Here is a 13,903-nt window from a genome sequence, read left to right as displayed (position 1 = left end):
TTAATGGTTGATTACTTTGCTAATAAATTGTTGTGCGCGTTCTTCCTGTGGATTGTCAAAGAATCCTTTTACGTCACGACTGTCTTCTAACACTTCACCTTCAGCCATGAAGATTACTCGATCTGCTACTTCTTTTGCAAATCCCATTTCATGTGTAACCACGATCATTGACATGCCCTCTCTCGCTAACTTCTTCATAACGTCTAGCACATCCCCAATCATTTCCGGATCCAGCGCTGAAGTTGGTTCATCAAATAATAGCATCTCTGGATTCATCGCTAAACCTCTAGCAATAGCAACACGTTGCTGTTGCCCACCAGACAGCATGGATGGATAAGAATCTTTTTTGTCTAACATATTGACCGTATCTAAAAATTTTTCAGCATTTTTGATTGCCGTTGCTTGATCTTGCTTCAATACTTTAATTGGTGCTAGTGTGATGTTTTCTAGTACAGTTTTATTAGGATATAAATTAAAATGTTGAAAAACCATCCCGATATTTTTACGTACTTCTGTTAATTTTGTCTGTTTATCTCTTAAATCTTTGTTATTTATCAGTAGTTGTCCTGAAGAAATAGTTTCTAAGCCATTGATGCAACGCAGCATTGTACTTTTCCCAGAACCTGAAGGCCCAATGACAACAACTACTTCCCCCTTCGCAAATTCGAGGTTAATATTCTTCAAAGCATGGAATTTCCCATAGTACTTTTCCACGTTCTTAAATTCAATCATTGCCATATCATTACACTCCCATTATTATTTAGTAAGATTTCTTTTAAAGATACCTAATGAAACATATTATATCTGATAATAAAGGGAAATGTAAAGTTTCTACGTTATTTTCTACAAATATCCTCTGTTTTTGAATGTTTGATGCTCTTCGTTTTTCCCTGCATCCTTTCCGCGTTTTTTCGTTTGAATAGTTGTTTCTTCTAAAAAAAAACGGTAAGATATAAAGTGCTAGTCTTACAAATCGTAAAGAGGTGTCTTTTTTGAAAAATATTATATTGACTGGAGACCGTCCAACGGGAAGATTACATCTTGGCCATTATGTCGGTTCTTTAAAAACGCGTGTGGAAATGCAAGCAGACGAAAACAATCAATTGTTTGTCATGATTGCTGACATGCAAGCTTTAACAGATAATGCAAAAAATCCTGAAAAAGTTTCATCTAATGTGTTACAAGTCGCATTGGATTACTTAGCTGTTGGTCTTGATCCGACCAAAACAACTTTATTTATCCAATCACAAATTCCTGAGCTATCTGAGCTAGCCATGTATTACATGAACTTAGTCAGCGTTGGTCGCGTGAAACGAAACCCCACAGTGAAATCAGAAATCGAACAAAAGAAATTCGGTGAAAGTATCCCAACTGGTTTTTTTGTTTATCCGATCTCACAAGCTGCTGACATCACAGCTTTCAAAGCAAATTTAGTTCCTGTTGGCGAAGATCAAAAACCAATGTTGGAACAAACACAAGAAATCGTCCAAAGTTTCAACAATACGTACGGTCAAGTTCTGGTTGAACCAAAAGGCGTCTTCCCACCAAAAGGCATGGGACGTTTACCTGGAATTGATGGCAATGGTAAAATGAGTAAGTCCTTGGGCAATGGTATTTATATTGCTGACCCAGCAGATGTTGTTCAGAAAAAAGTCATGAGCATGTACACCGATCCAAACCACATCCATGTGGAAGATCCTGGTCAAGTAGAAGGAAACATGGTGTTCACTTATCTAGATGTCTTTGGAACAGATAAAGAAGCAATTGAAGAAATGAAAGCTCATTATCGTCGTGGTGGACTTGGTGATGTGAAAATTAAACGTTACTTGATTGACGTTTTAGAAGCTGAATTTGCACCAATTCGTGCACGCCGTGAAACGTTTGAAAAAGATCCAGCAGCTGTCATGGAAATGTTACGTCAAGGCAGTTTAGCTGCAAAAGAAGTTGCGGCAGAAACTTTAGCAGAAGTAAAATCTGCGATGGGAATCAATTATTTTAACTAACTTTCAAAATCAAAAAAGCGAGAGCCAAAATTTTTTCTATTTTGGCTCTCACTTTTTACTAAATAAAACCCAGCCACGAGTTAGACTTTCCTGTCTGATTCGTGGCTGGGTTTTTCTGAATAAGAAAAGACTTAACGAATACTTGCGTGCAAGTTTTCTGTTAACGCATTGGTTACTTTATCCATAGCTTTATTGATTTCTTCATCAGTCAATGTTGCTTCAGGATTTACAAATGTCAAACTATACGCCATCGATTTGTTTCCTGCTTCGATGTTCTCACCTTGATAAACATCAAATAATTGGATTCCTGTTAAGAATTTACCAGCGGATGCTTTGATTACTGTTTCCAATTCTTGGTTTGTTACTTCTTCTTTCACTAGCAAAGCAATGTCTCGACTCACTGCTGGGAATTTTGTCACAGCATGATAAGTAATGCCCGCTTGTGCTGCTTCAATCATTGAAACTAAATCTAATTCTGCAACATACGTTTCTGGAATGTCATACGCTTTGGCAATTGTTGGATGAACTTGACCAACAAAACCAAGGTATTGTTCACCAAGATAGATAGCAGCCGTCCGACCTGGATGCATTTCTGGCATTGTAGTTGCTTGATAGCTAATTTGTTCAGTGATAGCTAATTGAGCAAAAATGTTTTCTAACAATCCTTTAATTGTAAAGAAATCAACTGTTTCTGCTTTTGTTTGCCAATCTTTTTCTTGCCATGTACCAGAAATAGCTAGCGCAAGATGTTTTACTTCTTGTGGTAAATGAGTCAAAGGATCATTTTCTTGATAGAATACACGTCCTACTTCATAGAAACCAACATCAGTATTTTTACGCGCAACGTTGTAGTTAACATTGTCCAGTAACCCACTAATCAAGTTCATCCGAAGAACCGAACGCTCTTCACTCATTGGCCAGTCTAAACGAGTAATATTCGTTTCTTTCATTGCGAATTGACGAGACTTTTCTTCAGTCGTCAAGGCATAACTAATCGCTTCATTCAACCCACTGCCTTCAAGCAATGTACGAATTGTTCGTGTGCCTGTCTGCTCTGCTGTCAAGCTTCCAGCAACTGTTTCTCCACTTGGCAACGTTGATGGCAAGCGATCATATCCATAGATACGCGCAACTTCTTCAATGATGTCTGCTTCAATTTGAATATCCCAACGTCTTGGTGGAACAACAACAGAATACGTTTCATTGGTTTCTTGATAATCAAAACCAAGTGCTTCAAAAATTTCGTTCACTTCTGCGCTAGTCAATTTTGTACCTAAATACTGGTTGATTCGTTGTAATGTGATTGGAACTGTTACATCTTCAACTGTTACTTCCGCACCAGCTACTGCACCTGTTAGAACTTCGCCTCCAGCAAGTGCAACGATCATAGCTGCCGCAACATCATTTGCTTCAGCAATCGTTGCATGATTGATTCCCTTTTCAAAACGAGCAGAAGATTCACTACGTAAATTGAATTGTTTGGCTGTTCGACGAATCGAAACTGGATCAAATAAAGCTGCTTCTAATGCTACTGTCGTTGTTGTTTCAGTGATTTCTGAATCCAATCCACCCATGACACCTGCTAAAGCAACAGGAACCTCGCCATTAGTAATCACTAAGTTTTCTGGTGTCAATTTACGTGTTTCACCATCAAGTGTCACTAATTCTTCTGCTTCTTTGGCATGACGAACAACGATTTCCTTTGAACCAAGTTTGTCGTAATCAAATGCATGTAATGGTTGCCCGAACAATAACAGGATATAATTTGTTACATCAACTACGTTGTTGATTGGACGAATTCCTTCGTTCATTAAAAGGTTTTGCAACCATTGTGGGCTTGGCTGAATTTTGACTCCTTCAATTACCCGAATTTGATATGCTGGAACAAGCTCTTTGTCCTCTACAGTCACAGTGATTTTTTCACTTGCCAAACGATCAACTTCAGTTAATTTTTCATCATCGAATGTTGGTGTTTGACGATAGATTGCGCCAACTTCATAGGCAACACCACGCATGGATAGTGCATCTGCACGGTTTGGTGTAATGGATAATTCAATAATTGAATCGTCCATACCTAGATATGAAAATACTGGTTCACCATTCACAGCCTCTGCTGGAAGATAATAGATACCTTCTGCATATTCTTTTGGTACTACGCTATCAGAAAAACCAATTTCTTGTAATGCACAGATCATCCCGTTGGATACTTCTCCGCGCATTTTTCCTTTTTTAATCTTCACATTGCCAGCAATCCGTGAATTTGGTAAAGCCACAATGACTTTGATGCCCGCTTTAACATTTGGTGCACCACAAACGATTTGAGACAATTCATCTTCACCAATATCTACTTGGCAAATGGATAAGTGATCAGAATCAGGATGTGGTACACATTCCTTTACTTCACCAACGACGATTTTTTTCAAACCTTCTTCTGGTACTTCGATCCCTTCGACCTCAATACCAGTAACAGACATCTTATCTGCTAATTCTTGTGGTGTCACTGCCGATAAATCAACATATTGGTTTAACCATTTATATGAAACTAACATCCTTTTTTACTCCCCCTTGAACTGACTTAAGAAACGCAAGTCATTTTGATAGAAATTACGGATATCGTTGACGCCGTAACGTAACATTGCTACGCGATCTGGTCCAAGTCCAAAAGCAAATCCTGAATACTCATTTGGATCAATTCCTGACATCTCTAAAACATTAGGATGAACCATTCCAGCACCTAAGATTTCAATCCAGCCAGTATATTTGCAGACATTACAACCCTTGCCTCCGCATTTGAAACAGCTAACATCTACTTCCACTGAAGGTTCAGTGAATGGGAAATAGCTTGGACGTAAACGAATTTTACGATCTTCCCCAAACATTTTCTTCATAACAACTTCCAGTGTCCCTTTCAAGTCACCCATTGTTACATTTTTATCAATCACAAGACCTTCAATTTGATGGAACTGATGGCTATGAGTAGCATCATCAGTATCACGACGGAAAACTTTCCCAGGTGAGATCATCCGTAATGCACCTTTTGAAAAATCATGTTTTTCCATTGTTCGCGCTTGAACAGGTGAAGTGTGTGTACGAATCAAAATATCTTCGGAAATATAAAACGTATCTTGCATATCTCGTGCTGGGTGATCTTTTGGTAAATTCATTCGTTCAAAGTTATAGTGGTCTGACTCCACTTCATAACCTTCAACGATTTGGTAACCCATTCCCACAAAAATATCTTCAATTTCTTCCATAATTTGCGTCAAGATATGGCGTGTTCCTTGTTTTACTTGACGACCAGGTAAAGTCACATCGAGTGTTTCTTTTGCTAAAGCAGCATTCAACGCTTCTTCTTCAAGGACTTCTTTTTTACGTTCAATTTCTGCCGTTAATAAGTCACGAATTTCATTAGCAAAACTACCTACTTTTGGTCTTTCTTCTGGACTAAGATCTTTCATTCCACGAAGAACTTCGGTAATCGGGCCTTTTTTCCCTAAAGTTTCCACACGGATTTGATTTAATTCTTTCAAATCCTGTGCGGCAGTAATTTTAACAATCGTTGCTTCTTTCAAGCTTTCGAGTTGTGCTTGTAAAGACATTGCTGTTTTCCTCCTTCAAATTCAAATACAAAAAAGACCTCATTCCTATCAAGGAACGAGGTCTTCGCGATACCATCCTAATTTGTGAGTAAAGCTATCAGCTACTCACACACTTACTTGATTAACGACAATTGCCGGCCCAGTATCAAAAACTAGGCGAACTCAGAAAGTGAACTTCATTTTTCAAACACAGAATTTGCTCTCAGTCTATGACAAATCTCCCTGATCTGGTTTAGCCAAACTACTCTTTTTCGTCATGGTTCTTTTTTTATTTGCAATTTACAAAATCAATTCTACAAGAATTTTGTCCTGAAATCAACTGCATTCTTCCTCAGTGACCCACTTTTCACTCCAAACTTGTAACTGTTTGATTGAATTTTGTAAGTCTGCTCCTTTTTCAGTCAAAAGATATTCAGAACGATTGGATTCATTACAGGAAATATTTCGAGTAACAATTCCTTCTTTTTCTAACTCTTTTAGACGTTCAACTAATACTCGATCGCTAACCATCGGAATCTTTGCAGCAAGATCAACAAAGCGTTGCGGACCATTTTCTAGTAGTACATCAATAATCAACCCGTTCCATTTTTTCCCCAAAATCGAGAAAGTTTTCTCAAACTTCGGACATAGAACAAAGTCTGTCTGTGTAAGCTCCATCTTACTCACCTCTTTTTGAAGAGTATAGCATAATACTTACAAAGTGTAAGCAACTTATGCTTATTCATAATCTTTTGTTAACATTTATGATTTTCTTGCCACGTAATAAAACTAAAAAGGTATTTGTTACAGGTTTTCCTAAAGAATCAGCCAATGCTTGTTGGTAAAGTCGGAGCTGTCCTAAATATTTTTGAACAACTTTATCAATCTCAGTTGGGTCATCTGGATTCATAAGGAAATCCGTTTTGAAATCATAAAGATAGATGTCATCTGCAAATTCGATATAGCCGTCAACGATTCCGTGAATCAGTAATTCATCAGTTTCATCCGGATAATTTTCAAACACTTCTTCCGCTGTCATCAGCATCGCAAATGGTTGCTCTCTTTTCACTTTTGTGGAGTGTTCCAGTAATAATTTTCCAAGATCTGTTTCAAAAAACCAAAGAATTGCAGAAATGTCGACTTTTTCTGCCACTTGTTGATCCACCAATCGCTTTTTGACTAGCTCTGCTAGTAAAGCTTGGATTGCTTCTTCTGTTGGTGGCTCCAATGGCAATAATTGCAACAACGTATGTGTGACTGTTCCAATTGCAGTTGCTGATACACCTTTTTGCAAAAATTTTGGTTCAGCTAGCTGTTCTTGTGTATAACGAAATTGTTGATTTTTTGCTTTTGTTTGATTGTCTTCCCAAGTTAGCTTCGTTGCCTGACTATCATCTGGGTCTTCAAATAATCGTTTGATTTCTGAAACAGATTGGTAACTCGTTGTTTGAGTGGCAGCCTGATAAGGATAAACATATGCTAAACGTTGACGCAGAGTCTCCGATAAACCAAATTGGTTTTCTTTCGGCGTAACTAAAGAAGGCTCCCGCTGTGCAAGTTGTTGACGCTTTTCCGCCAACTCTTGTTGGTTCATCCACAAAACGGTAAAGGAACCGTTCGCATCAGCTAAAGTCAATACTGACTCATCCTCCAAGTATTCAGACATTCGAGGATGACGAATCAAGCTGTAGCCAATCCAATTCATCAAGCTCCCTCGACCTTTCAAGCGCAACGCTGGATCCAGAACCAGTTCCGATGCATTTAGCGCTTCGCCCCACGTTTTAATTGTTTGTTCACGACTCTTGTAAGAGCCAACAATAAACAGTTTTTGTTCCGCCCGAGTCAACCCAACATACAATTTACGCATTTCTTCAGATAATAATTTGTTTTGTTTAGCTAATTTAATGGCTTGAAAAGGTAATGTATCAAATAATACGCGAGTTTGCGGGTCCATGTAGCGGATTCCTGCACCTAATTTTTCTTCAAATACGTAGCGTTTTCGCAAATCCTGTAAATTGAATTCTTTCGTCATGTCCAACAAAAAGACAACAGGGAATTCTAGTCCTTTACTGGCGTGAATCGTCATCACACGAACTGCATTGTCTTCCACCGCAATGACAGGTTCTGCCAAATCTTTATCCTTTTCTTGCATTTTTTCGATAAAACGAACAAACTGGTACAATCCTCGAAATGAACTTTGCTCATAAGCTTTCGCACGATCCACTAATGCATATAAATTTGCTTGTCTTTGTGCCCCAGCTGGTAACCCAACCACGTATTCTAAGTAACCCGTCTCGTAGTAAATAGCCCAAAGTAAGTCCGCAATTGAAGAACGTCGAGCAAGTTCACGCCATTTATCCAACAATTCTTTAAAATCAGAGAGCTTAGCACTCAAGTGATCTTGATTCATTTTTTCATAAGTTAAAAAGGCATCAAAGAACGTACGATTTCGATCCGCTAAGCGAATCTGCGCTAATTCGGGTTCAATCAAGCCAACGATTGGTGAACGTAAAATAGCTACTAAAGGAATGTCTTGGTAAGGATTATCAATGATTTGTAGTAATGAAATCACAGTCCGGATCTCTGTTGCTTGGAAATAATTTTGAGCATCGTTCATTTCCAGTGGAATATCTAAGGTCTTGAACACATCCAAAATCGTTAAATTATTTTTTTTCGTTGGTGTCAGTAGGACAATATCCCCATATTCGACTGGTCGATTAGCTTTCAATTTTTTATCGTAGATTTCCCACTTGTTATCAATTAATTCACGGATTTTCAACCCCGCCATCAATAATTCGCCCTCTGTTTTATCTTCAAGAAAATCATCCGAAGGCAACTCTTCCGTAGTTTCTTCCTGTTCTTTTTCATAAATCAAAATTTCTGGATCAAACTGCGTACTATTAGGAAAATCAGGAAATCCTAACGCCAGTTTTGCTGCTTCATCATAAGTAATCTGGCCAACTTGTTCATCCATAATTTGTTCAAAAATCAGGTTAGTAAATCGCAAGACTTCTTCTCGCGAACGAAAATTTTCTGCCAGAACGATTCTTCTACCACCTTCTGCTTTTGAAAATTCTTGATATTTTTTGATGAATAGACTTGGATCCGCTAATCGGAAAGAATAAATAGATTGCTTGACATCTCCAACCATGAAAAGATTTCCATTCGTTGGATCAGGTTCTCTTAACCAGTATAAAATTGCTTCTTGCAATTGATTGACATCCTGATACTCATCAACCATTACTTCTTTGAATTTCTCTCGGTAATAATTCGAGGCTTCACTTGATATCCAACCATCAGCGGTTTTCTTGGTCAAAATCATCAACGCCAAATGTTCTAGGTCATTAAAATCTAATACGCCTTTTTCGCGTTTTTTCTCACTAAATCCATCCATAAACGCTTGTGTTACTTGGCACATCTCTTCGACTAAAGGAAGTGCTTGTGTCATAATAGCTTCCATTTGCGCTGGCGAAACAGCGAAATAATTTTTACTGATTCCTTGAATCATTTTTTTCGAGCGATCACGAAGAGCTTTTACTTCTGCTGATCGTTCTTTCAATTCGGCTTTTCGACTGCTTTTAAATGTTGAAAAGGTTAAGTTTTCTAATCCTTGATAAGCCACCTCTAGTTGATCTTGTATAAATGCCTCATAAATGGCATTGATTCGTTCACGTTCCTCGGAAACTTGGTCGTACATTTTTTCCAAACCTTCCGTCTGAGCTAAGCTGACCATCTCTTCATATGCCTGTACACATTGAAAAACATCTGCCAAAATCAATGGACGTAATTGATTTTGATATAACGCCGATTCGCCAAGCGAGCCTTCTAAACGATAAGATTCACTCAATCCTTTAAGCCAATTAGTTGGATCTGGATTCGCACGCGCAAACTCATAAAGAGACAAGATTAAGTCAGTCAAGCCTTCATCTGATCGATCATTTGAAAAGTTTGTCGTTAGTTGGAAAAATCGCTCATTTTTTTCTCCGTAAAGACGTTCACGTAATTCGTCCCACACGTCTTCTTTCATTAACAAGGTTTCTGTTTCATCTGTCAGCATTCGAAAAACTGGATCGATATCGATCAGATAATAAAAACGACGAATGACAGTTAAACAAAACGCATGTAGTGTTGAAATATTAGCTGTGGGTAGCAACATTAATTGTTTCGTAAAATGTTGCTGACGTTGCGTATCTGTTTCGTCGTTGATTGCCGACTGCAAAGCTTCTTGGATTCTTTCTTTCATCTCACGTGCAGCAGCTTCCGTAAACGTAACAATCAAGAGTTCATCAATATTGACACCCATTTTAAGTTTTTCAATCACTCGACGAACAAGAACTGTGGTTTTTCCTGATCCTGCTGAAGCGGAGACAAGCAAATTGTCCCCACGATCAAAAATCGCTTGCCATTGTTCATCTGTAAAACGTTCATTTTGGGGCTTTAATGGAATCTGACTCACTCTTCTTCACCTCGTTTCAAAATTCTGCGTAATGCTTCGTCCTTATCCAGTTTTTCTAAGCGATGATAATTGTTTTCCTTTAACATCACATCGAAAGTGCAGACACTTCGAAATGGACAAAATTGACAAGCAATCCGCTGTTTATCTTTATAGGCTGGATTTAGTTTGATTTCTCCCGAAGTGATTGCTTCACCAGCTAAACGCATATTTTTACGATTGTGTTCCATAAACTGATGTAATTCTTCTTCTGTGAAGAATTTTTCTTTACTGTAACTGCCCTTTTGATACTCATCTTTCGCATTTTTTTTCACTGGATAAATCAAAGATTGCTCTTTCGCTTCTAACGAATGATCAAGAACTTCCAACAATCCCGGATCATCAACAAAGACACCATCATAACTAAACTTTTTCAACGTATTCTTTTCAATTTCTTCGTTTTCGGTTAATACAGGGTTGTGGACATGTAAATAATAGGAACCAGCAGGCTTGACTGTGGCTTGTCCGGTTAAGCGTACTGCATCCATCAAGGCAACATCTAAGTAAGTCAATAGTTGCATGGCCATTCCATAGTAAGCTTCCGTAACATCAAACGTTCGCCCACTAGATTTATAGTCCACAACACTTAACCAGGTTTCGTCTTGTTCCGTGGCCGTGTCGATACGGTCGATTTTTCCGCGAACATGTAGTCTTCCACCATTTTGTAAAGGTAATTCCAAACCCGGGATTCCTTTTGCCCCAGCAATTTGTCCGAATAAAATCTCCGTTTGTAACGGATGGAGACCGGTATTTTTACTTTGTTTTTGTAACGCCCACGCTACTTTTTGGATTGTTTGGCTCAATTGATAACGGATGTAGTTCATCCGTGCAGAACTATCTAAAATTTCAAAACGCAGTTCACCAAAAACTTCTTGGAGAACTTTCTCAGTAAATGCTTGGCGTTCTTTTTCCGTCATGTTAACGAGTGAAAGTTCATTTGAAAATAATAATTTAAAGAAGCGATCCAGTGATTCATGATAAAAGTCCCCAGTTGCTGCTGGTGTCAGTCCATAAATCATCCGTTCTTTCAACTTCAAGCCAAATTGAACAAAATATTTATATTCACAGTTGTAAAAATTTTCCATACGAGAAATAGACGTATAGATTTCTTTTCCGTATAACTGCTCTGCTAACTCTGTCGGTAATGAAACTGGAACATTCAAATGAGACTGACTTTCAAATACACGTAAAGCAAAGTTCCGCCAAGGAGAATGGAGAACGACTTCTCTCAATTCAGTCCATACTTTCGCTAATTGTTGTTTCTCATCTGCTGCCAAACGAAACATTCGGTTCAACGTATCAACGGCACTCCGATACGTCCCAATATAATCCGCTGGCTCACTGGTCACCGTCAATCGTGTCTTTTTCTCAATTGGAATTGCTAAATAACGATTGATTCGTTGTAAATAAGGAGAAATTTTCAAACTTCGATCCGTATCGTAACTTTGTGCATAGCTTAAATAAAGTCGCTTTGTTCCTGAAAGAAAGACCAAATATGCTTGAAAAGGTTCAGAAGACATACTTTCCGTTGCAGGATCAAACAAATACTGATCTTCAGCCAATGCTTGATTCAATTGTTCTCGTTCTTCACTAGATAGCAGACCTTTTGTTTCTTGACGAGCTGGGAAAGTTTGATCGTTCAGGCCCAAAGCAAAGGTAATTTTTGCTTGATTTGGACGAACTAATTCTAAGCGGTTTACTTGAACTTGATCAATTGCTGTAGGAATCTTCCCATAACTTAAATTTTCTAGTCCACTGCTAATAATGTCTTGGAATGTTTCCCATTCAAAGCTGGTTTCCCCATAAATCAATGCAAACTCGTCCAGTAAGTCGATCAACGCACCCCACGTTTGCTCATGATTTCTGGCTTGTGCTAAATTTCCGCGTGCAACTTCTTGATTCCGCCAAAATAACAGTTGTTGACGGACACCACTGGTCACTAAAAACTGATAAAAAACACTAGCAGCTTCTTGACCATTTTCACAATTTTTGATTTTTTTAAAGAAACCCGGAATATTACTCTGGAATAAACGACGAATCTCATTTGACTGCTCTTGCAGTTCTTGAACGTCTTCCAGCTCCTCTGTTTCAAAGTTGTAAGAAACAAACGTCCAATCCTTTGCGCGAGTCCAGTAGTTTCCTTGATAATTATAAGCTAAGGCAACATTTTCTGTGAGATCTAATTTTTTGCGGAAATCATCTCTGATCCATTGCCATTGTTCCTGCTCTAATTCTTGATTTTCTGGAGCAATCAATAACTCCGTTTTGAAAAATCGCATAATGTCACTCAAACGATAGGCGTAGCGATCCAAAGCAAACAGACTGTTGATCCACTCGATCAAAGGATGGTTCTCCATCAACTGCTCTTCATCGAGATAAAACGGAATCGCCATTTCTTGAAAAATCGGCTTTAATAAATTGCCATAAAGAAGCATATCTTTCGTCAATACTTGAATATCGCGATACCGACATTCCCCCTCGCTAACCAAACGGCGAATTTCCACGGCCAACTGTTGGACTTCTTCCGTTGGTGTTTCCGCCTCCCACAAATGAATCGTCTTTTGTGCACCAACTTTTCGAGAACGATTTTGTTTTTGACTACTTGTTTCTTCCCACATCTCTTGTAATGCGGCTAACGCTTCTGGCACTTCCTTCGCTGGTGCATATTGATCAATCAAAATCGGTGCACGATGTTCTTTTGCCCCGTTCAACAAGCGAAAATATAACTTGCCTGTTTCGTGAAACAGATTTAAGGGTTCAGGCACTTCATTAGGATAAGGTCGATCAAGTAATAAATCGACAACCAGGTTTCCTTTGACCATCATTGCGCTCAACAACTGATACTCCTGGGCATTGATCCGAGAAAAACCCGTCATCAAAAATTTTACATGGCGAAAATCTTGTTGATAAAGATACTCACTTAAAATAGCTAAAGCATCTTCTGCTTGTAGCATTCGCTCAAATAGTTCTTCTTCATACGCAGAAAAAATCAACTGTAAATCTTGCATTTTCAATTGTTGGTCTGCTGCTTTGGGACTTTCCCCAGTTACACTAGCTATTAAGTCACTTGGGTGAATGTTTCCTGTGCGCATTTCTTCATATAATTCTTGGAGTTGCTTGATGAATCCTTTTTTGTTGACTTCTCCACGAAAAATGGTCAACTTTTCGCGGTTTTTTTCTAATATCTGACGTAGAATCATTGCTGAGCCAGACTCGGTGATGCTATTACCTGAAAGCAAAGTTGTCTGTTGCAAAATGTACCATGCTAGTCGATAAAAACTAAAGACTTGCACCTTTGTCGTACTAAAGGTTTGTGTTCCTTTGCGCTGACGTAACATTGCTAATAACTCTTGTTCTTGTTCAAACTTATTGTAATTAGGTACAAGGAAAAAGACTTGATTTTGAGGAGCTGCTTCTAACCAAGTCGTTGCCTCATCAATCAGTGCTGTTCGATGATCTTTCTTACCTGAGCCGAGAATAAATTGTAAAGACATTTTACTCCTCCTTTACTTTTTGATGCTCTTCTATTATAACAAAAAAACTGAACATTCGTTCTACTTATCAAGGTTTTTGGTAAAAAGAAATAACTTTTTAAAAAAGGTTGTGACACAAAGCGGTTAGCTCCGACAAAAATAATGAGCAACTGACAAAAATAGCTTTCCATATTTTTGGTCAGTTACGAATTATTTCGAGAAGTTGCTTTGAGAACACCGTGAATAAGGTTGTGACACAAAGCGATCAGCTCCGGAAAAATAAAGAGCAACTGACAAAAATAGTCTCTCATACTTTTAGTCAGTTACGAATTATTTCGAGAAGTTGCTTTGAGAGCA

7 protein-coding genes are annotated in these 13,903 nt (G+C 38.4%); 1 reads left to right on the top strand and 6 read right to left on the bottom strand.

The genetic code is table 11. From position 1 onward, the window contains the following. Positions 1 to 738 (bottom strand): amino acid ABC transporter ATP-binding protein, encoded by a 738-nt coding sequence (locus AB3I20_RS00105; RefSeq protein WP_067482379.1) that lies wholly within the window; start codon positions 736 to 738, stop codon positions 1 to 3. Positions 739 to 992: 254 nt separating this feature from the next. Between AB3I20_RS00105 and trpS the strand changes: the two genes are divergently transcribed. Next, on the top strand, positions 993 to 2,003 hold the full coding sequence (trpS, locus tag AB3I20_RS00100) for a tryptophan--tRNA ligase (protein WP_075491717.1): 1,011 nt from the start codon (positions 993 to 995) through the stop codon (positions 2,001 to 2,003). Positions 2,004 to 2,134: 131 nt separating this feature from the next. Here the strand turns inward: trpS and pheT are convergent, their stop codons facing one another. From pheT to AB3I20_RS00075, 5 genes are all read right to left on the bottom strand, one after another. Beyond that, positions 2,135 to 4,552 carry a phenylalanine--tRNA ligase subunit beta gene (pheT, locus tag AB3I20_RS00095; protein ID WP_271027250.1) on the bottom strand — a complete coding sequence of 806 codons (2,418 nt, stop codon included), beginning with the start codon at positions 4,550 to 4,552 and terminating at the stop codon, positions 2,135 to 2,137. A 6-nt stretch (positions 4,553 to 4,558) separates the two neighbouring features. Further along, on the bottom strand, positions 4,559 to 5,602 hold the full coding sequence (gene pheS / locus AB3I20_RS00090) for a phenylalanine--tRNA ligase subunit alpha (protein WP_067482386.1): 1,044 nt from the start codon (positions 5,600 to 5,602) through the stop codon (positions 4,559 to 4,561). A gap of 315 nt (positions 5,603 to 5,917) precedes the next feature. Continuing rightward, positions 5,918 to 6,259, bottom strand: coding sequence for a helix-turn-helix domain-containing protein (locus AB3I20_RS00085; protein ID WP_067482388.1), 342 nt, complete (start codon positions 6,257 to 6,259; stop codon positions 5,918 to 5,920). 64 nt (positions 6,260 to 6,323) lie between these two features. After that, on the bottom strand, positions 6,324 to 10,037 hold the full coding sequence (gene addA / locus AB3I20_RS00080) for a helicase-exonuclease AddAB subunit AddA (RefSeq protein WP_095803690.1): 3,714 nt from the start codon (positions 10,035 to 10,037) through the stop codon (positions 6,324 to 6,326). After that, on the bottom strand, positions 10,034 to 13,567 hold the full coding sequence (locus AB3I20_RS00075) for a PD-(D/E)XK nuclease family protein (protein ID WP_368026784.1): 3,534 nt from the start codon (positions 13,565 to 13,567) through the stop codon (positions 10,034 to 10,036). Before AB3I20_RS00075 ends, addA begins: the two co-directional genes overlap by 4 nt. Positions 13,568 to 13,903: the final 336 nt, after the last annotated feature.

The sequence above is a fragment of the Enterococcus sp. C50 genome (assembly GCF_040887505.1).
GTDB lineage: Bacteria > Bacillota > Bacilli > Lactobacillales > Enterococcaceae > Enterococcus_B > Enterococcus_B thailandicus.
This window is presented reverse-complemented; position numbering and strand designations above follow the sequence as displayed.

Bases quoted from the DNA above. Each gene is read 5' to 3' on its own strand.
- AB3I20_RS00075 (WP_368026784.1), bottom strand. From the start codon at position 13,567: ATGTCTTTACAATTTATTCTCGGCTCAGGTAAGAAAGATCATCGAACA.
- AB3I20_RS00105 (WP_067482379.1), bottom strand. From the start codon at position 738: ATGGCAATGATTGAATTTAAGAACGTGGAAAAGTACTATGGGAAATTC.
- pheS (WP_067482386.1), bottom strand. From the start codon at position 5,602: ATGTCTTTACAAGCACAACTCGAAAGCTTGAAAGAAGCAACGATTGTT.
- pheT (WP_271027250.1), bottom strand. From the start codon at position 4,552: ATGTTAGTTTCATATAAATGGTTAAACCAATATGTTGATTTATCGGCA.
- AB3I20_RS00085 (WP_067482388.1), bottom strand. From the start codon at position 6,259: ATGGAGCTTACACAGACAGACTTTGTTCTATGTCCGAAGTTTGAGAAA.